A 25,313-nucleotide genomic window follows, 5' to 3' on the forward strand; every position below is an offset into this window, starting at 1 on the left:
GAAGTCGACTGAACTAGCAATGCATTATAAAAATTAGTGTACGAAGCTATAGCAAATTCAGTATAACACTAACTCTATTTTTATACGCACTTTCATACTAAGTAACAGGAAGATACCATGCATATTGGTTTAAATTATCAGTTAGGTGAGACACTTGATCTTTTAAGAGAAAGCGTTTATCAATTTGCTAGCCAAGAGATTGCTCCCTTAGCCGCTAAAATTGATGCTGATAATGCCTTTCCTAATCATTTATGGCGCAAGTTTGGTGAGATGGGATTATTAGGGGTTACCGTAAGCGAAGAATACGGTGGTGCTAATATGGGTTATTTAGCCCATGTTATAGCTATGGAAGAAATTTCGCGTGCGTCTGCCTCCGTTGGATTAAGCTATGGCGCGCATTCAAATTTATGTGTTAACCAAATTTATCTTAATGGTAATAATGAGCAAAAAAACCGATATTTGCCTAAACTTATTAGTGGAGAGTATGTAGGCGCTTTAGCTATGAGTGAATCAAACTCAGGCTCTGATGTTGTTAGTATGCAATTACACGCCGAAACTGCTGATAATAAATTTATCCTAAATGGCACTAAAATGTGGATCACAAATGGTCCAGATGCTGATGTGTTAGTAGTTTATGCAAAAACAGATAAACAAGCTGCGAGTAAAGGTATTACCGCATTTATTATTGAAAAAGGTTTTAAAGGCTTTAGTACCGCACAAAAGCTAGATAAATTAGGGATGCGAGGGTCAAATACTTGTGAGCTAGTTTTTGAGGATTGCGAAGTACCTGCTGAAAACGTATTAGGTGAGGTTAATCAAGGCGTACAAGTATTAATGAGTGGGCTAGATTATGAGCGAACAATTCTTGCAGCCGGCCCCATAGGTATTATGCAAGCTTGTTTAGATAATGTTCTTCCCTACATTCATGAACGTAAGCAATTTAATCAACCTATAGGTGAGTTTCAATTTATTCAAGGAAAACTTGCTGATATGTATACTGAGTTAAATGCTTCAAGAGCTTATTTATATGCAGTAGCTCGGGCTTGTGATTCTGGACTAGTCAGTAGAAAGGATGCAGCAAGTGTCATTTTATATACTGCTGAGAAAGCAACCCAAATGGCACTCCAAGCTATTCAGATATTAGGTGGAAATGGCTATATTAATGAGTACCCTACTGGACGTTTACTACGCGATGCTAAACTTTATGAAATTGGTGCAGGCACCTCAGAAATTAGACGCATGCTAATTGGGCGTGAACTTTTTAAAGAAACACTATAAGGAATACCACAATGGAACAGAACGATGTAGTTATTGTTGCAGCAAAACGCACCCCGATGGGGAATATGTTAGGTGCCTTATCGAATTTATCAGCGCCAGATTTAGGCGCTGAGGCTCACCGTGCTGCGATTGATTTTGCACAGATTTCACCTAATGATATTGATGAAGTCATTTCAGGTTGTGTACTACAAGCCGGCATTGGACAAGCACCGGCAAGACAAGCAGCAATCAAAGCAGGCGTACCTGAAGCAATTGGTGCAACCACTATTAATAAAATGTGTGGTTCAGGAATGAAAGCTGTCATGTTAGCACATGATTTAATTAAATGTGGTTCTGCAAACACTATCCTTGCTGGCGGTATGGAAAGTATGAGTAACGCCCCTTACCTATTAAGTAAGGCGCGCGCTGGTTACCGTTTAGGTCACGGCGAGATTAAAGATCATATGTTCCTTGATGGCTTAGAAGACGCTTATGATCGAGGCAGATTAATGGGTTATTTTGCTGAAGCTACCGCTAAGCATTATCAATTTAGCCGCAACGCGCAAGATGATTTCGCTATACGCTCAATGGAACGTGCCATACAGTCTAATAACGATCGTAGTTTCGCTGAAGAAATCGTGCCCATTACGATTACTAGCAAAAAAGGCGATATAACGATTGAAAAAGATGAAAGCCCTGATCCTAATAAGCTTGCTAAAATTGCGCAGCTAAAACCTGCTTTTCAAGCCGATGGAACAGTGACAGCGGCTAATTCAAGCTCCATTTCAGATGGCGCAGCAAGTTTAATTGTTATGTCTTATGCGCAAGCGAATAAATTAGGTTTAAAACCACTTGCGCGGATTGTTGCGCATGCAAGTCATGCTCAAGCCCCACAATGGTTTACAACAGCGCCTGTTGAAGCCATTCGTAAGGTTATGAATCGAGCAGGCTGGAAACAAAACGATGTGGATTTGTATGAAATCAATGAAGCCTTTGCAGTGGTTGCCATGGCAGCTATGCAAGAATTAGAGCTTAGTGCGGATATGGTTAATATTCATGGCGGCGCTTGTGCATTAGGTCACCCTATTGGCGCTTCAGGCGCGCGTATATTAGTTACTTTAATTCATGCGCTAAAACAAAAAGCTAAAAAGCGTGGGGTAGCTGCATTGTGTATAGGTGGTGGTGAAGCGACTGCAATGGCTATAGAAGTAATTGATTAATTAACTGATTCCGCGTAAGCGGAATCTTAAGTCTAACTAGTCCCTATTCATAAATTAAATAGGTGGGTATTTAAACTAAGTTTGGATAAATAGATTCTGCGTTCTTTAGGATCTGCTGAAAATTACTATATAAGCCCTACGTGGCGCGGGGTTTGTCCGCGCCATTCTAGAGTCCTAGATTTCGGGGACAACCCACAATGTAGATTTTTAAGCATTTTATGATGAATTGTAGACTCTAATCTCTTTCAATTAAATAATAATAATTATGAGAATGTAATGGTTAGACAAAGTTTAATTTATTTAGTATTAAGTATCCTCGGTATCTTCTTTACTAGCTATATTCATGCATTTATTGTTTACACTGATATTATGTATACTCATTTATATGGCAAATTCTCTCTATTTTTTCAGCCAAGCCCTTTAAATATTATTATTAGTAAAGTTATTTTTTTAGTATTAATTCCTGTTGTTATTGTAGGAATAATTGCTTTGCTCTATAAATTAATAACAGGAAAAAAAATGCCTTATTTTATTGAGCTAACTTGGTTATTTTGGTTAGTCCTTATGCTTTGTAATATTTTTATTCATTGAGAACATTTATGCCTAAGCTTATCAGTCAAATTAATCCTGCAAGCAATGAATTTAAACAAAATGCAGCTGTCATGGATGATTTAGTAACGACAATGCAGACTATTATTAACGACATTGCCCAAGGTGGTGATGAAAAAGCCAGACAACGTCACTTAAAGCATGGAAAACTTTTACCTCGAGAACGTCTACAGCGTTTATTAGATCCAGGCAGTCCCTTTCTTGAATTATCGCAATTGGCTGCTTATCAAGTCTATGAAGATAATATTCCAGCTGCTGGCTTAATTACCGGTATTGGTCAAGTCATGAATACAGAGTGCATGATAGTCATTAATGATGCAACGGTTAAAGGCGGCACTTACTACCCGCTGACTGTAAAAAAACACCTACGCGCTCAAGAAATTGCCAGAGCCAACCATCTACCCTGTATTTATTTAGTCGATTCAGGTGGCGCTTATTTACCTATGCAAGATGAAGTTTTCCCAGACAAAGATCATTTTGGCCGGATTTTCTTTAATCAAGCTAATTTATCAGCAAATAATATTCCACAAATAGCTGTTGTCATGGGCTCCTGTACAGCGGGCGGTGCTTACGTACCTGCTATGGCTGATGAGTCAATTATGGTTCGCGAGCAGGCAACAATATTCTTAGGTGGCCCACCGCTGGTTAAAGCAGCGACAGGTGAGGTAATCAGTGCAGAAGAATTAGGTGGCGCTGACATTCATTGTCGTCAATCCGGTGTTGCTGATCATTATGCCCAAGATGAAGCACATGCGCTGCATTTAGCACGTACTACTATTAAGCATTTAAATCGTCAGAAACCCAATTGGTTAACCCGTATAGCAAGTCGTGAACCCCTTTATGATGTAAAAGAACTAAATGGTATTATTCCAGCTGACCCACGCAAACCCTTTGACATACGCGAGGTTATTGCTCGCCTGGTAGATGGTTCAGAATTTGATGAGTTTAAAGCTTTGTTTGGAACCACTTTAGTTTGTGGTTTTGCTCATTTATTTGGTTATCCAATTGGTATTATTGCTAATAATGGTATTCTTTTTGGAGAAAGCGCTTTAAAGGGAGCTCACTTTATTGAATTATGCGTACAACGTCAAATTCCGCTTCTTTTTCTCCAAAATATAACCGGGTTTATGGTTGGCAGTAAGTATGAGGCCTCAGGTATTGCTAAACATGGTGCTAAAATGGTAACTGCTGTTGCTAACGCTAATGTACCAAAATTTACTGTTATTATAGGTGGAAGCTATGGTGCAGGAAATTATGCCATGTGCGGACGTGCTTATGATCCACGTTTCTTATGGTCTTGGCCTAATGCACGTATTTCTGTTATGGGCGGCGAACAAGCTGCTAATGTTTTAGCACAAATTAACCGAGATAAATATAAGAAAGCAGATACTCTTTGGCCTGCCGAAGAGGAAGAGGCTTTTAAAGAAAAATTACGTAATCAATATGAAAAGCAAGGGAACCCCTACCATGCGAGTGCAAGGTTGTGGGATGATGGAGTAATTACACCAGAAGATACGCGTAGAATTTTGGGTTTAAGTTTATCAGCTACTTTAAATGCACCTATTAAACCTACACGCTTTGGTGTTTTTAGAATGTAAGGAACTAAACATGAGTGAATTACTAACAGAACTACAAGATAAGGTTTTTATTCTTACTTTAAATCGCATCAATAAGCATAATGCTTTTGACGATAAACTCTTAAGTCAATTCCAAGAAAAATTAAATGAAGCCATAGCAAATCCGCAAGTGAGAGTTATTCTTTTAAAAGCAAATGGACCTCACTTTTCAGCTGGCGCTGATTTAAGCTGGATGCAACGTATGGCGCAATTTAATGAAGAGGAAAATTTAGTTGATGCGCTTATTCTAGCGCAAGTCATGAAAACTCTTTATCAGTGTCCAAAACCAACTATTGCTGCTGTTCAAGGCGGCGCTTTTGGCGGTGGTGCAGGTTTGGTTGCAGCCTGTGATATTGCAATTGCCTCTACGGAAGCTAAATTTTGTTTCCCTGAAGTTAAACTAGGTTTGATTCCAGCTGTTATAAGCCCTTATGTTGTTAAAGCAATCGGCGAGCGTGCTGCCAAGTGGTTATTTATGAGTGCACAACCGTTTGACGCTGAGCAAGCAAAACAACTTAATTTGATTCAATTTTGTGTTAAAAGTAGTGCACTTGCTAATTTTGCTCTGACCTATGCAAGACAGATTGCTGAACTTGCTCCACAAGCAGTAGCAGATTGTAAAACATTAATTAACAAAGTATGCGATAAACCCGTCACTGATGAACTTGTACATGAAACAGCTGTCTTAATTGCTAAAAAAAGAGTCTCAACCGAAGGCCAAAAAGGCTTACAGGCTTTTCTTAAAAAAGAGCAGCCACAATGGAGCTAATTAGTAATTAATATATACAGGTAGCAACAGGGAAATTTATTTAATTTAATTAAAATACTTAGGATTTTCATGTTTAAAAAAATTCTAATAGCAAATCGCGGTGAGATTGCTTGCCGTATTATTAAAACAGCAAAACAAATGGGAATTAAAACGGTTGCTGTTTATTCAACAATCGATCGAAATAGTCCTCATGTTGCGCAAGCTGACGAAGCTTACTGTATCGGTGCAGCTATTGCTAAAGATAGTTATTTAAATATTGATGCTATTATTAAAGCGTGCCTTGCAAGTAAAGCTGAAGCAATTCATCCAGGCTATGGTTTTTTATCTGAAAATTCTTCATTTGCTAAAGCCTGTGCAAATGCCAATATTGTGTTTATTGGCCCTAGCATTGAAGCCATAGATGCAATGGGTTCTAAACAACTGGCAAAACAATTACTTGAAAAAACAGATGTCCCTCTTACACCAGGTTATCATGGTCATGAACAAAATGATGAAATCTTGTTAAGTGAGGCAAAAAAAATTGGTTTTCCGGTTTTACTTAAAGCAGCAAACGGTGGTGGTGGGAAAGGGATGCGCGCTGTATACGAAGAAAATGAATTTGCGCATGCATTAGCCGGAGCCAGACGCGAATCACAAGCAAGCTTTGCCGATGATACAATTATTATTGAAAAATTAATTGTTAATCCTCGCCATATTGAAATCCAAATCATAGCTGATAATCATGGACAAGTTATTCATCTTTTTGAAAGAGACTGCTCCATTCAACGTCGCCATCAAAAAATTATTGAAGAAGCGCCAGCTTTAAATTTAAATCAAGAGCTGCGTCAAAAATTAGCTTTTGCAGCCTGTCAAGTTGCAAAGTCGATCCGGTATCGTGGCGCTGGTACTGTTGAATTTCTCGTTGACAGCGATGAGCACTTCTATTTTATGGAAATGAATACGAGACTTCAGGTTGAACATCCAGTAACTGAAATGATTACTGGTATTGATTTAGTTGCCTGGCAACTTAAAGTTGCTGCTAACGAGCCTCTACCCTGCCAGCAAGAAGATATTATGGCAAAAGGTCATGCTATTGAATGTCGTATCTATGCAGAAGATCCTTATGAGAATTTTATTCCATCTATTGGACAATTGCATTTTTTAAAAGAGCCTGCGGGTGAAGGCATACGTATTGATAGCGGTGTTAATAGCCAATCAACTATTAGTCAATTCTATGACCCTATGATTGCTAAATTAATTGTTTGGGGTGAGGATCGCAATCAAGCATTATTACGTACTCAATACGCCTTAGACCATTTTGCAATTGGTGGTGTTAAGTCTAATATGCCATTTTTGCAGGCTATTTGCCAACATCCTAAATTTATTGCTGGCGATATCAATACCAATTTTTTAACTAAAGAGGCAATTAACCTTAATAAGCCGGATCATTATTTAGCAATCTTAATAGCGGCCTGCTTTGATTATGCAATGCTAGTTAATCAGAAACAAGATGCATTATGGCAGCAAACTTTTGCTTGGCAAATGTATTTAACTAGCTATTGGCTTTGGCATTATTTATTAGCAGGACAGCAAATTGAGTTACTTATAAGGCCAATTAACCAAGAATCATTTTTAATTGAATTAAGTAATGAAAAACCTATTAAGCTTGTCTTTAAATTAATTGATAACCAACTTTATATGGAATATGACGAAAAGAGACAATGGGCTTGGGTAGAAAGCGCTGATAACGATTTAATTGTATATTTAAAAGAGGGGCCTGTTTCTTTCACACGTTTTAGTTGGCAACAAACAAGTAATCAAAGTGAACAAGCAAATCACTTAACAGCACCGATGCCAGCAACAGTAGTTGCTATTTTAAAGAAACAAGGCGATATAATTAAGAAAGGCGAGCAATTAATAGTACTTGAAGCAATGAAAATGGAACATACCATCCAAGCACCCAAAGACGGGATTGTCTCTGAGTTATTTTATGAAGTGGGTTCACAAGTTAGTGAAGGAGCGGAATTACTGACTATTGGCGATAGTAATTAGGGAATAAATATGAACTACCCTCAACAAGTCACAATCGTTGAAGTAGGTCCACGCGATGGATTACAAAATGAACCATCGTTTGTTACAACAGAAACTAAAATTGCTTTGATAAATCAATTAAGTCAAACTGGCCTAAAGTATATTGAAGCTACTAGTTTTGTCTCAGCAAAGGCTATTCCACAATTTGTTGATAGTGATGTTGTTTTTAACTCAATTAATAAACCTAATGGGGTTCAATTTTCGGTACTTGTTCCTAATGAACGGGGAATGCTCAAAGCGCTTAGTTTAGGTGTGAAAGAAATAGCTGTTTTTACAGCTGCTAGTGAAACCTTTAATCTGCGTAATATTAATTGCACAATTACTGAGAGTATTGAGCGCTTTAAGCCAGTATTTGAACTCGCTAAAGCAAACGATATATATGTTCGAGCCTATATTTCTTGTGCCTTAGGTTGCCCTTATGAAGGAGAAATTAAACCAGCTCAAGTTGCTGAGGTAGCGTTACAATTACTTAAACTTGGTGCCAATGAAATCTGCCTTGGTGACACAATTGGTGTTGGTACACCTAAACAGACGAAAGCCGTCATTGCAACGTTGCTTGATTTTTTACCCAGCAGTCAATTAGCCATGCATTTTCATGATACTTATGGACAAGCTATCGCTAATATTACTGCTTCTTTAGAGCGTGGTATTTATCACTTTGATTGCTCTGTAGCTGGCCTAGGTGGATGTCCTTATGCGCGTGGTGCCACAGGTAATGTGGCCACAGAAGATGTACTTTACTTAATGCATGGCCTAGGAATTGAAACGGGTATAGATATTTATAAAGTTGTTGCTGCTGGTGATATGATTTGTAAAGCACTAAATCGAAAAAATCAGTCTAAGGTAGCTAATGCACTTTTAGCAAATCAATTTTAAAATAGACTCTTTTCACGACGTCCACATTCTGACTTGCCTATGGAAACCAACAGAATTCGGTTGAAAAATGGTCTTCTGTCTATGCGGGAAGGCCTAAAGAGATGGAATGAGTAGAGAAGAGCGTTTGTTATTCGCGCAGCTTTATTACATGGATAATGATGTCTTTCCCGTGTAGGCGGGAATCCATGGAGAAATTAGCTTCCGTGCTAATTGAGGAATAGATCCCCGCCTACGCGGGGATGACAAAGAATTTGGGATGACAAAGAAAGAGATGGGATGGCTAGGAAAGAGTGTTTGTCATTCCCACGGTTTTATTACATGGATAATGATGTCTTTCCCGCGTAGGCGGGAATCCATGGGGAAATTAGCTTCCATGCTAATTGAGGAATAGATCCCCGCCTACACGGGGATGACAAAACATTTGGGATGACAAAGAATTTAGGATGGCGAAGAATTTATAGAGATGACACAGACATACTTTAGTTATAATTAGATCTCGAACTTATTTACGTGACAACACGTGCCATACAAGCGGAACCTATTTTACAAGATACAGTGAAGGGTTAAAAAGTGATTTTTATTCGGCACCAAAGAATGAATAATTTCCCAAAAACAGTTTTTAAAATTAACTTACATGAGAAGTAAACGCCCATGAGTAATCAATTAACTATCGGTTTAGTACAAGAGCGCTGGTACCCTAACCCCGACACTCATCGAGAAAAATTAGCGGCAGGGATTAAGGCTGCTGCAAAACAAGGGGCACAAGTTATTTGTTTACAAGAATTAACGCTTTCCCCCTATTTTTGTACTCAACCTAATATTGACTGTGAACCCTTTATGGAAGATATTTACACAGGACCAACAGCTCAATTTGTTAGCAATATGGCAAAATCAACAAATGTAGCGATTACCGCCTCACTTTTTGAAAAAGGTGGATTTAATACGGCCATCGCTTTTAATCAACAAGGGCAAATTACTGCCATTACACGTAAGCAGCATATTCCTTCTGGCGAAAAATATCATGAAGATTATTATTTTAAGCCAGGCGATTCCAATTATCCTGTTCATCAACTCGCAGGGCATAACTTTGGGTTACCTACTTGTTATGATCAGTGGTTTCCTGAGTTATCTCGTATTTATGGTTTAAAAAATACGGAAATTTTAGTTTACCCTACAGCGATTGGTGCTGAACCCACAGCACCTGGATTTGACAGTCAACCTATGTGGCAAAAAGTTATAGTAGCACAAGGTATTATGGCCAATTGTTTTATGGTAGCTGTTAATCGAATAGGCGAAGAAGATGGGCTAGAATTTTACGGTAGTAGCTTTATTAGCAATCCTTTAGGCGAAATTTTAGTGAAAGCACCAAGACATGAGCCAGCTGTATTAGTTGCTGAATTAGATTTTAATGTACGAGCACTCTGGAATCGGTTATTTCCTTTTGCAAGTCAGCGCCAACCTCAAACCTATCAAGAATTATTAAAAGTCAAGGATAGCTAATGACGACTTCAATTGAATCTAATGCTTATAACATTGCTCATTGGGGGGATGGTTATTTTTCAGTTAACTCACAAGGTAATATTGAAATTCATAAAAATCCAAACATTCCTGGCATTGAATTACAAACTATTGTTAAAGCAGCTAATTATGCCGGCTTGCAATTACCGCTTCTTATTCGTTTTACCGATATTCTTCATGATCGAGTTTTTAAAATTTATGATGCCTTTAAGCAAGTGATAACAGATAATAAATATCAAGGCAGTTATCAATTAGTTTATCCAATCAAAGTTAATCAAGAACAATGTGTTGTCAGAGAGTTATTAAAAGCGCCTGCTCATACCATTGGTCTTGAAGCCGGTAGCAAACCAGAGCTTATGGCAGTTATTGGTATGTTAGGTAAACAGATCTCTACAATTATTTGTAATGGTTACAAAGATAGCTCTTATGTACGTACCGCTTTGATTGCACAACAGATGGGTCATCAAGTATTTATTGTTATTGAGAAGCGCTCAGAATTAGATACTATTCTTAAGGAGTCAGCGCGTTTAAATGTAAGACCTAATTTAGGTGTACGTATTCGCTTAGTTACTAAAAGCGCTGGCAAATGGGAAAACACAGGTGGAGCCAAGTCAAAATTTGGCTTGAACGCAGAACAAATATTGGATTTAGTCTTAAGCCTTAAAGAAGGAAACGCTCTTGATTGTTTAAAATTAATGCATTGTCATTTGGGTTCACAAGTAGCCAACATTCATGACATCCGTTTTTGTATGCAAGAAGTAGCTCGCTACTATGTCGAACTAAGGCGTCTGCAAGCACCAATTCAAACGATCGATGTTGGAGGCGGACTTGGAATTGATTATGAAGGAACACGAACCAGTACTGATTGCTCAATGAATTATAGCTTAAATGAATATGCAACGAATATTATTCTAGCAATTCGGCATGTTTGTGAAGAAGCAAACATACCTGAGCCTAACCTAATTTCCGAATCAGGCCGGGCTTTGACAGCACATCATGCTGTATTAGTCACTAACATTACAGATTCAGAAGTAATTAAGAACACACATAAGATACCTAAGATTGACTCAGACGATTCACATGTTATTCGTGATATTTGGGATACTTATCAATCTATTTATGATCATACACCAAGAGAAATCTATCATTATGCTCTTCACTCCTTAGAAGAAGCGCATTCTATGTTTAAGCATGGCGTTATTACACTAGAAGAGAAAGCGAAAGTTGAGCAACTTTTTACAGCGATTTGTTGTGAAGTGCAACGCAAACTTGATGATAAAACACCGGGCGATTCTGAATTAATGGATATCATTAATGAACGATTAGCTGCCAAAATTTTCTGTAATCTCTCTTTTTTCCAATCTTTACCAGATGCTTGGGCCATTGATCAAATTTTTCCCGTTACCCCTATTTCGCAATTAAATATTGAGGAAAAAATACCAAGTATCCTACAAGATTTAACCTGTGACTCTGATGGCACTATTAAACATTATCCAGGCCAATCAAGAGTTGAAACAACGCTTATGCTTCCTCCTTTTAATCCAGATAAGCCCTATGCAATTGCATTTTTTCTAGTAGGTGCCTATCAAGAGATCCTGGGTAATTTACATAATTTATTCGGGGATACAAACTCGCTTGACGTTCATTTAAAGGATGATGGCCAATTTGAAATTAATGATTTAGTCAGTGGAGATACCGTTACTAATGTTTTAAATTATGCTCATTATGATACTAAAAAATTATTACTCTCTTATGAGCAACAACTAATTAGCTCTGAGCTATCGCAAGAAATTATTCAAGGGTATTTAGATGAGCTTCGCAGCATCTTTTCTCAATTTACTTACCTCAATGGTAATAAACTCCGGCGTCTAGATTAATTGCTAATAAATTCCTAAATTAAGCTTTATAAAGGATAACTATGCTCACCCCCAAACAATTAGGTTTCACCATGCCACCTGAGTGGCATCCACATACAGCTTGCTGGATGGCTTGGCCCTGTCATTTAGATACATGGGCTAGCATTGGCCTTGATAAAGCAAGGCTTGCGTATAGTCAGATCGCAAAAGCGATTGCGGAATTTGAGCCTGTTATTATGTTGGTTGATCCTAATGATGAAAAAAGTGCAAAAGACTATTTAAGTGGCAATAATATTACCATCCACAAGCTTCCTATTAATGATTCCTGGACTCGTGATACGGGCCCTACCTTCCTCTTAAATAAAGAAGGTGAATTAGCAGGCGTTGATTGGATTCATAATGCCTGGGGAGGTAACTACAATGATTATGCACTAGACAATCAAATTGCTACTGCCATCATTCAAGCCACTCATGCTAAGCATTTTAAAGCCTCAATTATTATGGAAGGTGGATCGTTTCATGTTGATGGCGCTGGCACTATACTTACAACAAGAGAATGCCTATTAAATCCTAATCGGAACCCAACGTTATCCCAAATAGAAATCGAAGAGAATCTACACAATTTTTTAGGAACAAATAAAGTTATTTGGCTAAATAGAGGGATTATTGGTGATGGTACAGATGGACATATTGATGAAATCGCTTGTTTTATTGCACCATCTAAAGTGCTTTGTTTAATTACTTCTGATAAACAAGACGAAAATTACGAACGTTTCCAAGAAAATTATGAAATCTTAACATCCACAACTGATGCAACAGGACGCTCTTTAGAAGTTATCACGATTGAGCAGCCCCCCGCCACTTATTTAGCTGGCGAGCGCTTAACGCTATCTTATGTTAACTTTTATTTAGCTAATCAAGGTATCGTGATGCCAGCCTTTGGTCACAAGGAATATGATAAAGCCGCCCATGATATTATTCAAAATTGTTTTCCTAATTATAAAATTAAGCAACTTAAAGCCTTAGATATATTTGCTGGTGGTGGTGGCATTCACTGCATTACTCAGCAACAGCCATTAAGTAAAAAACGAGATTAGTCGACTAAGGTAATATCATTTTTAGTTTTAATGGCAATATTAAAATTCATATAATCACCTACATTTAAGTAGGCTAGGTAAAGTGATTATAAACGTCCGATAGTTTAAATTTTTAAAACAGCAGAGATTAACTATGAGCATTGTTTGGCGGCCTAAATATCCTGAGAAATCACAAATGTGGCAATTTATGCAATTTGTTGCCCAAAAAGAACAAACTTCTTTTACTGATTATCAAGCGCTTTATCAATGGTCTATTGATAATAGTGCTCGCTTTTGGGAACTCTTATGTAACTTTTTTGCGATTGATTTTAACACCAAGCCACACAAAATTTTAAATCACCAAGGTCATATGCTTGATGCTACTTGGTTTGATGGAGCAACATTTAATTTTGCCGAAAAATTACTAAAAAGACGTGATGCTCATCCAGCAATTATCAGTATTAAAGAAAACGGTGAACGTCATGTATTAACTTATGAAGAGCTTTATCAACAAGTCGCGATGTGTGCAGAAGGTTTAAAACAAGCAGGTATTAAAGTAGGCGATCGTGTTGCAGCCTTGATGCCAAATATTGCTCAAACAATCATTGCTATGCTAGCTACAACCTCACTTGGTGCAATTTGGTCTTCTTGTTCACCTGACTTTGGTGCGCAAGCCGCCATTGATCGCTTTAGTCAAATTGAACCTACGCTATTATTTACTTGTAATGGTCACCAATACGGAGGTAAAGAACATCTTGATTTTGAAAAAATTAAAGAAATAGGTGCAGCTATACCTTCTATACAAACAATCGTTATTTGTCCAAACTTAAATCTAAATACGGACTTTGATATTCCCAACGCATGTTTGTGGGAAGCATTTGTTAAACCGGCAAAAGATTGTGATTTTCACTATCTACCTTTTGCTCATCCTCTTTATATTTTATTTTCTTCAGGCACAACTGGAAAACCAAAATGTATTGTTCATGGTGCAGGTGGCACTCTCTTACAGCATATCAAGGAACTAGGTTTACATACTGATCTTACAGAACACGACAATTTATTTTTTTATACTACCTGTGGTTGGATGATGTGGAATTGGATGGTTTCTGTTTTAGCATTAGGAGCGACTTTAACACTTTATGATGGCTCGCCTACCTACCCCGATGCTTATCGACTTTTTCAATTAATTGAAAAAGAAAAAGTGACTGTTTTTGGTACCAGCGCTAAATTTATTTTAGCTGTTGATAAAGCCTCAGCAAAACCTAATAGCCAGTATGAGCTAAAATCTCTACGTGCGATTCTTTCAACAGGTTCGCCATTATTACCTAAAAATTACGATTTTGTTTATCAAGATATAAAACCTAATGTGCAATTAAGCTCAATTTCCGGTGGAACAGATATTGTCTCATGCTTTGCACTTGGCAATCCCATTCTCCCTATTTATAAAGGTGAATTACAATGTTTTGGTTTAGGTATGGCGGTTAATGTTTTTGATGAACAAGGTAACCCTATTTGCGAAAAGCAAGGTGAATTAGTTTGTACTAAACCTTTCCCATCTATGCCAATTTACTTTTGGAACGATAAAGATAAAAAAGCTTATCATCATGCTTATTTTGAACGTTATGAAAATGTTTGGGCACACGGTGATTTTGCAGAGATTACTAAACATAATGGCTTAATTATCTATGGCCGTTCTGATGCTATTTTAAATCCTGGCGGCGTTAGAATAGGTACTGCAGAAATTTATCGGCAAGTTGAGAAAATTTCCCAAGTTGTTGATAGTATTGTTATTGGCCAAAATTGGCAAGATGATATTCGAATTATTCTCTTTATCAAACTACAAGAAGGCTTAAAGTTGGATAAAGATTTAGAGGATTTAATTAGACTAACAATAAGAAAAAATGCTTCTCCCCGCCATGTACCAGCAAAAATATTACAAGTGCCAGATATTCCTCGCACCATGAGCGGAAAAATTGTGGAAGTTGCTGTACGGCAAGTTATTCATGGTCAAGAGATTAATAATGTTCAATCTCTAGCAAATCCCGAAGCACTTAATTATTTTAAAAATAGGCCTGAGTTACAAGAATGATTTTTAAAACCAAAGACAGTTTAGAATTATAATTTAAATGCATCTGATTAAGATTGCTGGATACCGCGAACAAGTCGCGGTATCCAGCAATGAAACCTGGGTTGTTAAGCACTAGGATTATCAAATACTGTTAAACCTTGTCCTAGTTCACATTGCAAACTATATTCCATGATAGCGCTATAATCTGCGGCTTTCATAATTGTGATTTTAATATTAGCTTTACCGTCTGCAGAAATATCATATTTAGCATTCGTAAAAGTGGGCAAGCCAACAGCACCAGGTTGGTTTAAAGAAAAATGTTGAAAAGCTGCAGTAATACGTTGCTTATTAATAACCATGAACGCATTAGGTTTAACGGAAGTAATAATATCTTGAGCTGGTAAATTAGATTGGCATTCATTAAGATTTAAGACATAAGTTAAATCCTTACCGCCATTCACAGCCTTACTTACTTGATCAAAACTTTTTAGTTCAGCTGCATGACTAGTTGCCAATACTAAACCCATTGTAGTAGCAAGTACAAATTTCTTCATTTCCATATCTCCTTACGAAAAGAAATGAGCCTGCCAAAATAAAATAGTTTTGTCAATGAATTAACAAGTATTTTACAAATTATCAATAAGTTACAAATCAAATATAAAATTCATTTACTACATTAACCTTTAAACAAAAAGAGAAAAAACAATGCTTATCAACGTGCATACTAAGAAATATTATTCGCATTGGTTTTTTTTAATGCATAATTATTGTATGATATAAAATGCGCTGATTTGAATACATAGCTTGCGGGCGCTCAAGATTACTGTTCTTGTAAATACGGCTAAAGCAGGTTTTTCCTTCCTTAGCTTCCGCGCTATTATTCACCTATTAATTTAGAACTCTATTAGTTAGACTAATGACCGATTAGGTATATTAAAATGATTGAACTAAGTGATTTAAATAAATCCTTTAACCATGTTATTGCCTTAAAAGATATCAATTTATTTATTCAAGAGGGCGAAATTTTTGGTATTATCGGTAAAAGTGGAGCTGGAAAATCTACTTTATTACGTACAATTAATTTATTAGAAAAGCCAGATTCAGGTGAAGTAACTGTAAATAATCAAGTCATTTCTAATTTAAATCAAAAAGAATTGCGCCTTGCTCGCCATAAAATGGCCATGATTTTTCAACAATTTAATTTATTAAATTCAAAAACTGTTTATGAAAATATTGCCCTACCAATGCGTATTCAAGGTTACGACGAAGATACCATTAAAGAAAAGATAGAAGAGCTCTTACCTTTAGTTGAATTGCATGAAAAAAAGGATGCCTATCCTGCTCAGCTCAGTGGCGGTCAAAAACAGCGAGTAGCAATAGCACGCGCACTTAGTTTCTCACCCGCTATTTTATTATGCGATGAAGCAACCTCAGCACTTGATCCGAAAACAACTGAATCAATCCTACAATTATTAAAAAAAATTAATCAATTGTATGGTATTACTATCGTTCTAATTACTCATGAAATGGAAGTAGTAAAGCAGATTTGTCATCGTTTAGCAGTCATGGAACGTGGTGAAATTATTGAAGTGGTTGGGCTAAGTAATATTTTTAATGAAGTTGACAGTCAAGCTCGAGACATGCTTTATGCTCAACTAAGTCCAAAGTTGCCCGCCTCACTTATAGATCATTTACTCACTGAGCCAACTGACAAACCTATATTGCGTTTATTTTTTCAAGGTGAAACAGCAACGGTTCCCTTTATTAGCCAAACAAGTCGAGATCTAAATATCGATATTAATATCCTACTTGCTAATATAGACCGTATTGATACTATCACGTGTGGCGTTCTAGTTGTTGAGTTAAATGCAAATATGTCTTTATTAAATAATTTTATTGAACGCTGTAAACAGGCGAATTTAACTGTGGAGATTTTAGGGTATGTCGCTGACGTTATTTTATGATTTAATCTTTGCCAGCGGGCAAACACTTTATATGGTCTTCTTAAGTACCTTATTTGCTACCATTTTAGGATTACCTTTAGGTACGTTGCTCTTTAGTAGCCATAAAATCAAACCACATCCTCTATTAAATCGCTTTATTTCAGGGTTTATAAATTTTAGTCGTTCAATACCCTTTATTATTTTATTAGTTGCTTTAATTCCTATAACGCGTGTTTTAGTAGGAACTTCCATTGGTATTAATGCAGCTATTGTTCCTTTAACACTAGGTGCAACACCTTTTTTTGCTCGTTTAGTTGACAATGTTTATCATAATTTACCTCCTGGTTTAATTGAGACAGGTTTCTCAATGGGAGCGAATACTTGGCAGATGATTCGTTTTATCTTGCTACCAGAAGCCTTACCAGCACTTATACAATCAGTTACAGTTACAGCGATTACGTTAGTTAATTACTCTGCTATGGCAGGAACTGTCGGCGGCGGTGGTTTAGGTGATTTAGCAATTCGCTATGGGTATCAGCGATTTAATGTATTTATTATGATTGCTACCGTACTCATATTAGTTCTCATCGTGCAATTAATCCAAGTCGGCGGTGATCGCCTTGCTAAACGATACTTACATACATAATTTATTTAAACGTTTTATATAAGAGGAGAATTTCGTGCGTATTGTTGCTTTATTATTGCTTATAGTTAGCCTGGTTGCTTGTAACAAGCCATCTCCTAATACTTTGGTTATTGGTACCATTGCAGGGCCTGAAACTGATTTAGTGGAAGCCGCTCGTGATGTTGCTTTAAAAAATTATGGCTTAACTATTAAGATAGTTGAATTTAATGATTACAATTTACCTAATGAAGCCTTACAAGATGGCAGTTTAGATGCTAATGTATATCAACACCTGCCTTATCTACAAGCAGCTATGAAAGCGCATGGTTATAAATTTGAAGTCATCGGTAAGACTTTCATTTATCCAACAGGTATTTATTCTAAGAAGTACAAATCTCTTAATGATCTACCAAATAAAGCCATTATTGCTATTCCTAATGATCCTAGCAATGAAGCCCGCGCCCTTTTACTTCTACAAAATGCAAAATTAATTACATTAAAGAAAACAACAACAGCCTCTTTAGATGACATAGCAACCAATCCTAAACAGTTACAAATTAAAGAGTTGGATGCCGCTCAACTACCACGTGTGCTATCAGATGTAGATGCTGCTGTAATTAATACAACTTTTGCAATTCCTGCTGGTTTAAGTCCTCTGCGCGATGCTTTATTTACTGAAAATAAAGAGTCACCTTATGCTAATTTAATTGTTATTCGAAGCGATAGTAAGAAGAGAGCACAATTAGAGGAATTTGTAAAAGCACTAAATTCACCGGAAGTTCAGGAGAAAGCAAAAACCCTATTTGGGGATGCAGCTATTCCGGCTTGGTAAGTTAAGTTCCTACACGAAGCTAAATATTTAATGAGGTTATTATAATTTCTATTATTCTTGTTTCTATCTCTGTCTTTTCTGCATGTGCGGAAGGCATTGTTGCGTAGATGAATTTACAAAAAGAATAGGTAGCCTGGGTGTAGGCCCAAAGGGCCGAAACCCGGGTTTCACTTCGTGTCACCCAGGCTACTACTGCAAGATGAATTCCCGCTTACGCGGGAGTAACAAGGAAGAATTCTGAGTAGAGATTTATCTTCTTTAATGAATGATTTCTAAAGACAATTTGCTTTAACTAGACTTAAATCAAAGCATATCAAATTCACTTAACTCTTCCCTTAATCGCTTTTCCTCAAATAAGTCCTCAATACGACGACGACGCTCTAATTTTTTACTTAAACTAACTTCCGTATTATCTTGAACCTCATTTAGTTCATCAACCCCTGTTTCAAAATCATTAAAACGTCGATTATTCATCGCACCTCTCCTTTGCTGGGTTAATTTGATTCCATGCGTTGGGTTGGGCCCAATACCAAAAAATAACAGAATTTTAAAGCAAATTACAGCTTTATTTATTAAATGCAATATAGGTAAATTAAATTTAAGGTAAAAATTAGATTATTAATTGATGAGATTAAAAGAGTAGTAAAGTTAGACCCTATCTGGCACCTGCCTAAAAAGTAAAACAAATATAGTTATTGCTATTATCGACGTTGCTGCTTAGTTGGCCTATTTTCTTCCTGGTTGTCTGGCCCCGTTTTTTCTTTTTTAGTTTCTCCTAACTCTCTTTTCATATCTCTTTGCTTCTCTGCAGGATTAAGGGAGTGATCCACCTTCTTATTATCGGCTGCTTTTTGCTCGATTAATTGTCTTCGACTAGGACATTTTTCAAATAGCTTATCTACCTCAACCAGCTTTCCATTTACTTTAATAGCAACATTTTTTCCTTTCGCTGTATTAGGATTAAAACCTGCTAACAAGGCGCCTTCATATGCTTTTCGACCTAACTCCATAGCATCTTCTTCCTTATCATGTGTAACACTTAAAGTAATTTTGTCTGCACCGGATGCTCTTACCATGATAGCGATACTAGTTAAGTCGACAAGAGCCTTGTTTCTAAAATAAAGAAGACCTATTTTGGGGAAGTTCATAGAAAACTCATTTTCCCCATTAAGTGTTACATCGCGGCCTGTAGCAGTTTGCAGATGTGCAATATCCTTAAAATTAATACCCTTAAATTTAGTTAAACCAGTTTTACCATCAATACTTACCTGTCCCTCATGACCTGGTTTATAATTTTTCTTAGCCAACTCATCTATATCAGCTCGCATTTTATTAGCATCGGCGCTATGGTAAAAAAGAGCTAAAGCACCAATGCGGGCTTGTTCAAGAGCCAATTCATTCATCAACCTTTGAACCTGTTTGTCTAAAGCATTATCAACTGCAGCCAACTCCTTTTCTTGCGCTTCTTTAAGCTCAGTTTGCATTTTACTTTTAAGCTGATCAATTTGAGCCGGATCAACGCCCAATTTACTTGCTAAAGTATTGATAAAACCACTATTATTTAATAAACCATTAAGGTTGTCTTTTTCTTGTTTGTGCTGCTTTCCAATTTCTTGTCCCAGGGTAGTGCGAAAAGCTTGAATTTTACTAGCAACTTCCATTAGAGCATGGGGTTTACTATTAAACTCAGCAACCTGTTTTTCAAAATCTGTTAAGGCATTATTGGTGGTATCAGTTAATTTTAATGCATTTTCTATCTGTTGCCTCAATAGTTGAGCATCAGAGTCAGAAGCAAGTAATTTTTCACTCATTGGCTTGTCATCTAAGCCTTTAAAGCTATGAGCACCTGTTAATCGCTCTTTTCTGTAATTAGCTACTAAATCTGCACTTTGTACCGAGCTATCTATATCCTTAATACTGCCACTATATTTACGTTGGTAGCTAGCTTTTAATTCCGGGTCAGTAATGGCTTTTAACCCTTTTTCTAATTTAGGCTGCATAATTTACTTACCACATTTGTGCAATTAATAAAAATAAGTATAACATCTTATTATTAAATAAGAATTAATAATTAAGCAATTTGATTATTTTTTTTCGATAATTTGTCGATTTGTTTAGCCATGGCGCGGATTCGTTGACATAATGCATCAATAATACTTATGGTTAAATTTAAATCCATATATTCAAATAGATGATAGCGCTTCAGCTTTAATAATACGCAATTTTCCGCGGCTGTCACTGATTCCGTACGTGGTTGAGGTGATAAAACAGCTAGCTCACCAAAAATTTCTTTATCTCCGAGTGTTGTCAGTACCCTATGATCGTTTTGGACATTCACTCTACCAGAAACAATAATATAAAGCACATCCCCTAACTCACCTTTTTTAACAATAGTTGTACCTGCTCTCGCATATTCTTCAGTGACACGGCCAGCTATCTCAATTAAAAGTTCATCGCTTAAATTTTTAAAAATATCTACTTTACGAAGTAGAGTCATCTTTTCTAATAAAATCATAATTTATGTTCTCCCAGCTTAAGGAAGAAAAAAACTTTTCTTCTATTTTGAGAAAAACAATAAACAATCTGCTTTAAAAAAAACAATAATAGTTAATTGTAGATTATTTTAAGTAAGACGTCTTTTATTGCTAGCTTCTTATTAATTTGTCAAATTTTTCAATTTCTTACTATTGAGGGAAGGTAAATATCAAATCGAACAGTATTTTCATTAATACTAGAAGAAGGTTCTAATAAAGGAGATACCCGTTTAGGCCATTTAACAACGACCTTTTGCAAACATCGTGCTCTAGCTAGGCGCAACAGATCTAGTGCATCTATGTCAGGTTTAATTAATTGCTGTAAGACTTGTAATTCTTTCTTAACTAACGCGGCTTTTTGACGTGATGGATGCATCGGATCAATATAAATTAAATCTGGATAATTTAAAGGCTCTAAGTTATTTAAAAAATCTATTGCATCCTGCCTGATTAAATGAAGTTTAAGTGGATTTGGGTCATCTTTTTGCCGTTTTAAAGCATCATTGAGTAAAATGCCCATAATAGGATTTCGTTCTAACAAAATAACATCAGCGCCAAAGCTTGCTAAAATAGCTGCATCTTTCCCCCATCCTGCTGTTGTATCAATAATCCGCATACCTGGTCTAGGCTTACATGCCCGAAATAATCCTTGATTTTTACCCTCTCGGTGCCTTTTTTGCCAGAAATTACGTGCGAAGTTACAAGATATTGGTAAAAAAGGCTCAAGATGAAGTACTAATTTTTCAGCAGTAACTATAATTTTTTTGTTCGCTTCATTACTAAGTGGTAAATTTAACTCACTAGCTAATAAAATAGCTTCGTTTTTTTGCTCATCACTTTCATATCCTATCGCTAATTCACTAAACATGACAGGCTTTTGCCATTATCGAATCTACCCACTCAGTGAGTGAGTTAAATACTGGAACATCCACATAATTTAATAAGGCTACTTTATCAGTCATTGAAGATAAAATCATAATTGGTTGCGCACCGACTGCTCGGGCTGCTTGAATATCTGATATTCTATCACCTACAAAAGGAATATTTTTTAAATCCGCACAACCTAATTTTTTTGCTAGTGCATACAACATACCTGGCATAGGTTTACGACATTCGCATCCTGATTCAGGTAAATGTGGGCAATATTCAACTGCTGAAATTTTTCCACCTGCTCGTTCAATTGTTGCAAGCATTTTGGTATGAATTTTGACTAAATCATTTTCAGTATAAAGTCCACGCGCAATGCCTGATTGATTAGTAGCGATACCAATTCTATAACCAGCAGCGGTTAACCGAGCAACCGCTACAATATTTTCTGTTATGGGAATAAATTCATCAGGTGATTTGATATATTGTAATGAATCATAGTTGATGATGCCATCGCGATCTAATAACACAATTTTATTGCTTACCGACATCTTAACCTTCTTTCTAAGTATTCCTAGATAAATTGTAACTGCGATATATCAGCAACTCCTTGTAACATAGCTTGTAAATTTGCTAACAAGGCTAAACGATTCTTCCTCGTATTCATATTATCGACCATGACCATTACATTTTCAAAAAAAGTATCAACAACAGGCCGCAATGAAGCCAATAAAGTTAGAATAGCTATATATTCTCTTTTTTTGTATAGCGGATCAATCTCTTGTTTTACATCCTTAAGTTTTAAAAAAAGCGCTTTTTCTGCTTCTTCTTGTAATAAGCTTTCATCAACTAAGCAGAGTTCATAATTAACGGCTTCTTCTTGCTGTAGCAAATTATTAACCCGCTTACAGGCTGCTGATAAGCTAGAAGCCTCTGGTAGGCGTGCAAAAAATGCCAGTGCCTTAATCCGTTTATCAAAATCATCTAAATAATCATCTTGTTTAGCCCGAACGGCTTGTACAAAATCGCTAGCAATGCCCTGGCTTAAATAATAAGATTGCTGACGCTCAAGGATGAAAGGTTTTAATTCAGCAAGAAAATCATGAACTTTATCAAATTGCTTACCATAATTAACAATTGCCTTATCAATTAGCTCTGCTAGGCTTAATGAATTAGAGCTGGCAATTAATAATCTTACTACTGCTAGGGCATGACGGCGTAATTTAAAAGGATCTTTTACTCCTGTTGGACGCTGGCCAATAGCGAAAATACCTACTAAAGTATCTAGTCGATCAGCAAGAGATAAACTAAGTCCTAATCTAGATTCGGGTAAGGTATCATTGGCAAAACGGGGTAAATATTGCTCATACAAGGCTAAAGCAACCTCCTTATCTTCACCATCATTTAGTGCATAATAATAACCCATTAAGCCTTGCAATTCAGGAAACTCACCAACCATACCTGTTAAAAGATCACATTTACTTAATTCAGCAGCACGTAATGCATTTTGCTTATTTAAATTTAACTGCTGCGCTAAGTCATTCATCATGATTTGAATCCGAGTTGATTTATCCAGTAAAGTCCCTAACTTTGCTTGAAATATCACTTTAGCAGTTGCAGCAAGGTGGTGGCTTAACGGCTGCTTTTTATCCTGTTCAAAAAAGAATGCTGCATCACTTAAGCGTGCGCGCATGACTTTTTCATTACCTGCAATAACTTGAGTCGGATCAGTACTGCGAATATTGGCTACAGTTAAAAAACTAGATAACAGTTGGCCTTTTTTATCCTTAAGCGCAAAACATTTTTGATGAGTTTGCATAGCAGCAATTAATGTTTCAGCAGGAACAGTTAAAAATTCTTTATCAAAATGAGCAACTAAAACCTCTGGCCATTCAACAATAGATGTCACCTCATTAATTAAATCCTCAGTAATTACCGCTTCCGCTTGATATTCAGCAGCTTTCTCTTCAATTTGTTTGAGAATACTTTCTCGCCGTTTAGCAAAATCAGCCATGACATAAGCATCTTGTAAGAGCGATTCGTAATGGCGCGGATTATCTATAGGAATTGCTTGTGGGGCATGAAAACGATGTCCATAGGTATGACGTCCAGTTTGCACACCTAAAATTTGACAAGGCAAGATATCTTTACCTAATAGCATAACCGCCCAATGCACAGGGCGAGCAAACTCTTCATCACCCTCACCCCAGCGCATAGGTTTTACAATAGGAAGTTTAGTTAATGCTTCTTTAATAAGGTTAGGCAATAATGTACTGACTTTAGCACCTGCAACATCCGATTCATAAATAACCCACTCCCCTTTATCTGTCTTACTTATACTTAATGCTTCAACATTAACCCCACAAGATTTGGCAAACCCTAAAAGGGCGGGAGTTGGCTCATTTTGAGCATTATATGCTGCGACTTTAGCTGGCCCTCTTTTTATGATCCGTTGTGTTGGCTGCTCATTAATTAAGTCTGTAATCAGAATAGCTAAACGACGCGGTGCTGCGAAAGCCGTGATTGTATTAAAACCAAGCTGAAGTTTATTTAAAGCTGCTGTTATATTGCTAATTAAGGCTTCGCTAAGTGCTGAAACAGCACCAGAGGGAAGCTCTTCACAACCTAATTCAAATAGAAAATCATTGACCATCGTTCACCTTTAACATAGGAAAATTTAACGCTTCACGCGCATTATAATAAATTTGGGCTACAGCCCGTGAAAGCTGCCTTACTCTTAAGATATAGCGCTGTCTTTCTGTCACTGAAATAGCACGCCTGGCGTCTAAAAGGTTAAATACATGTGAGGCTTTAATTACCATTTCGTACGCTGGTAAGGGTAATTTTAGATCAATTAGTTTTTCTGCCTCTTTTTCATAGTAATCAAAATGCTGAAAAAGAATATCAATATTTGCATGTTCAAAGTTATAAGCTGACATCTCAACTTCATTTTGATGAAAAACATCACCATAAGTAATAATACCTTCTTTAGTAATACTCCAAGGTAATTCAAATAAATTATCAACCCCTAAGATAAACATTGCTAAACGTTCTAAACCATACGTTAATTCACCTGTTATAGGCTTACAAGGCAGACCACCTATTTGCTGAAAATAAGTAAACTGCGATACTTCCATGCCATTTTGCCAGACTTCCCAACCAAGGCCCCAAGCACCTAATGTTGGTGACTCCCAGTTATCTTCTACAAAACGAATATCATCGACTAGGGGGTCAACGCCAAGAGCCCGTAACGAATCTAAATACTTTTCTTGAATATCCAAGGGTGAGGGCTTCAAAATAACTTGAAATTGATAATAATGTTGAACCCGATTAGGATTTTCACCATAACGACCATCTGTTGGCCTACGAGATGGTTGTACATACGCAGCCGCCCAGGGCTCAGGGCCAATGGCACGTAAAAATGTTGCTGGATGGAAAGTACCAGCGCCTACTTCCATATCGAGTGGTTGTAAAATAACACAACCTTGTTTAGCCCAGTAAGTTTGTAAGGTCAAAATAATATCTTGAAAAGTCTTAATCTGCGTCATTTAATCTTAATACCTCGTCTAAAAGAGGA

At 36.8% G+C, this 25,313-nt stretch carries 22 protein-coding genes; 14 read left to right on the plus strand and 8 right to left on the minus strand.

The genetic code is table 11. The annotated features are described in order from the left end of the window. Positions 1 to 117: 117 nt before the first annotated feature. From DYH30_RS11525 to DYH30_RS11575, 11 genes are all read left to right on the plus strand, one after another. Positions 118 to 1,278 (plus strand): isovaleryl-CoA dehydrogenase, encoded by a 1,161-nt coding sequence (locus DYH30_RS11525; RefSeq protein ID WP_115331798.1) that lies wholly within the window; start codon positions 118 to 120, stop codon positions 1,276 to 1,278. An 11-nt stretch (positions 1,279 to 1,289) separates the two neighbouring features. After that, positions 1,290 to 2,477 carry an acetyl-CoA C-acyltransferase gene (locus DYH30_RS11530; RefSeq protein WP_115331799.1) on the plus strand — a complete coding sequence of 396 codons (1,188 nt, stop codon included), beginning with the start codon at positions 1,290 to 1,292 and terminating at the stop codon, positions 2,475 to 2,477. A 276-nt stretch (positions 2,478 to 2,753) separates the two neighbouring features. Further along, the gene (locus DYH30_RS11535) at positions 2,754 to 3,068 is read left to right on the plus strand and encodes a hypothetical protein (RefSeq protein ID WP_115331800.1); all 315 of its coding nucleotides are present in this window, start codon (positions 2,754 to 2,756) and stop codon (positions 3,066 to 3,068) included. Positions 3,069 to 3,076: 8 nt separating this feature from the next. Beyond that, complete coding sequence (locus DYH30_RS11540; protein WP_115331801.1) at positions 3,077 to 4,684, plus strand: carboxyl transferase domain-containing protein; 1,608 nt, start codon at positions 3,077 to 3,079, stop codon at positions 4,682 to 4,684. A 10-nt stretch (positions 4,685 to 4,694) separates the two neighbouring features. Continuing rightward, positions 4,695 to 5,471 (plus strand): enoyl-CoA hydratase-related protein, encoded by a 777-nt coding sequence (locus DYH30_RS11545; protein WP_115331802.1) that lies wholly within the window; start codon positions 4,695 to 4,697, stop codon positions 5,469 to 5,471. Positions 5,472 to 5,540: 69 nt separating this feature from the next. After that, complete coding sequence (locus DYH30_RS11550) at positions 5,541 to 7,502, plus strand: acetyl/propionyl/methylcrotonyl-CoA carboxylase subunit alpha (RefSeq protein WP_115331803.1); 1,962 nt, start codon at positions 5,541 to 5,543, stop codon at positions 7,500 to 7,502. Positions 7,503 to 7,511: 9 nt separating this feature from the next. Then, positions 7,512 to 8,417, plus strand: a complete 906-nt coding sequence (locus DYH30_RS11555) for a hydroxymethylglutaryl-CoA lyase (RefSeq protein WP_115331804.1) — start codon at positions 7,512 to 7,514, stop codon at positions 8,415 to 8,417. A gap of 651 nt (positions 8,418 to 9,068) precedes the next feature. Next, positions 9,069 to 9,917: a nitrilase-related carbon-nitrogen hydrolase gene (locus DYH30_RS11560; RefSeq protein WP_115331805.1), complete on the plus strand. Its 849-nt coding sequence runs from the start codon at positions 9,069 to 9,071 to the stop codon at positions 9,915 to 9,917. Continuing rightward, positions 9,917 to 11,812, plus strand: a complete 1,896-nt coding sequence (gene speA, locus DYH30_RS11565; RefSeq protein ID WP_115331806.1) for a biosynthetic arginine decarboxylase — start codon at positions 9,917 to 9,919, stop codon at positions 11,810 to 11,812. The genes DYH30_RS11560 and speA overlap by 1 nt, the downstream gene beginning before the upstream one ends. A gap of 41 nt (positions 11,813 to 11,853) precedes the next feature. Continuing rightward, the gene (locus tag DYH30_RS11570) at positions 11,854 to 12,888 is read left to right on the plus strand and encodes an agmatine deiminase family protein (protein ID WP_115331807.1); all 1,035 of its coding nucleotides are present in this window, start codon (positions 11,854 to 11,856) and stop codon (positions 12,886 to 12,888) included. Between the two features lie 133 nt (positions 12,889 to 13,021). Next, complete coding sequence (locus tag DYH30_RS11575; protein ID WP_115331808.1) at positions 13,022 to 14,956, plus strand: acetoacetate--CoA ligase; 1,935 nt, start codon at positions 13,022 to 13,024, stop codon at positions 14,954 to 14,956. Positions 14,957 to 15,060: 104 nt separating this feature from the next. Here the strand turns inward: DYH30_RS11575 and DYH30_RS11580 are convergent, their stop codons facing one another. Further along, positions 15,061 to 15,489, minus strand: a complete 429-nt coding sequence (locus DYH30_RS11580) for a VirK family protein (protein ID WP_160116204.1) — start codon at positions 15,487 to 15,489, stop codon at positions 15,061 to 15,063. 384 nt (positions 15,490 to 15,873) lie between these two features. Between DYH30_RS11580 and DYH30_RS11585 the strand changes: the two genes are divergently transcribed. Genes DYH30_RS11585 through DYH30_RS11595 form a run of 3 tightly spaced genes read left to right on the plus strand, consistent with a single transcriptional unit; the run spans position 15,874 to position 18,335 of the window. Continuing rightward, complete coding sequence (locus tag DYH30_RS11585) at positions 15,874 to 16,899, plus strand: methionine ABC transporter ATP-binding protein (RefSeq protein ID WP_115331810.1); 1,026 nt, start codon at positions 15,874 to 15,876, stop codon at positions 16,897 to 16,899. Next, positions 16,877 to 17,524: a methionine ABC transporter permease gene (locus DYH30_RS11590; protein WP_115331811.1), complete on the plus strand. Its 648-nt coding sequence runs from the start codon at positions 16,877 to 16,879 to the stop codon at positions 17,522 to 17,524. Before DYH30_RS11585 ends, DYH30_RS11590 begins: the two co-directional genes overlap by 23 nt. A gap of 34 nt (positions 17,525 to 17,558) precedes the next feature. Next, positions 17,559 to 18,335 (plus strand): MetQ/NlpA family ABC transporter substrate-binding protein, encoded by a 777-nt coding sequence (locus DYH30_RS11595; protein WP_115331812.1) that lies wholly within the window; start codon positions 17,559 to 17,561, stop codon positions 18,333 to 18,335. Positions 18,336 to 18,638: 303 nt separating this feature from the next. On the opposite strand, the gene DYH30_RS18140 is transcribed toward DYH30_RS11595, so the two are convergent. From DYH30_RS18140 to glyQ, 7 genes are all read right to left on the minus strand, one after another. Continuing rightward, positions 18,639 to 18,809: a PA3496 family putative envelope integrity protein gene (locus tag DYH30_RS18140; RefSeq protein ID WP_165482149.1), complete on the minus strand. Its 171-nt coding sequence runs from the start codon at positions 18,807 to 18,809 to the stop codon at positions 18,639 to 18,641. A gap of 227 nt (positions 18,810 to 19,036) precedes the next feature. Beyond that, the gene (locus DYH30_RS11600) at positions 19,037 to 20,335 is read right to left on the minus strand and encodes a hypothetical protein (RefSeq protein WP_115331813.1); all 1,299 of its coding nucleotides are present in this window, start codon (positions 20,333 to 20,335) and stop codon (positions 19,037 to 19,039) included. A 71-nt stretch (positions 20,336 to 20,406) separates the two neighbouring features. Next, positions 20,407 to 20,832: a cyclic nucleotide-binding domain-containing protein gene (locus DYH30_RS11605; RefSeq protein WP_160116205.1), complete on the minus strand. Its 426-nt coding sequence runs from the start codon at positions 20,830 to 20,832 to the stop codon at positions 20,407 to 20,409. Between the two features lie 176 nt (positions 20,833 to 21,008). Next, positions 21,009 to 21,737, minus strand: coding sequence for a class I SAM-dependent methyltransferase (locus DYH30_RS11610; protein WP_115331815.1), 729 nt, complete (start codon positions 21,735 to 21,737; stop codon positions 21,009 to 21,011). Further along, positions 21,730 to 22,287 (minus strand): D-glycero-beta-D-manno-heptose 1,7-bisphosphate 7-phosphatase, encoded by a 558-nt coding sequence (gene gmhB / locus DYH30_RS11615; protein WP_115331816.1) that lies wholly within the window; start codon positions 22,285 to 22,287, stop codon positions 21,730 to 21,732. Before gmhB ends, DYH30_RS11610 begins: the two co-directional genes overlap by 8 nt. Positions 22,288 to 22,310: 23 nt before the next feature. Beyond that, a complete protein-coding gene (gene glyS, locus DYH30_RS11620; protein ID WP_115331817.1) occupies positions 22,311 to 24,389 on the minus strand; it encodes a glycine--tRNA ligase subunit beta in 2,079 nt (692 codons plus the stop codon). Further along, positions 24,379 to 25,284, minus strand: a complete 906-nt coding sequence (glyQ, locus tag DYH30_RS11625) for a glycine--tRNA ligase subunit alpha (protein WP_115331818.1) — start codon at positions 25,282 to 25,284, stop codon at positions 24,379 to 24,381. Before glyQ ends, glyS begins: the two co-directional genes overlap by 11 nt. Positions 25,285 to 25,313: the final 29 nt, after the last annotated feature.

The organism is Legionella busanensis (genome assembly GCF_900461525.1).
GTDB classification, from domain to species: Bacteria; Pseudomonadota; Gammaproteobacteria; order Legionellales; family Legionellaceae; genus Legionella_C; species Legionella_C busanensis.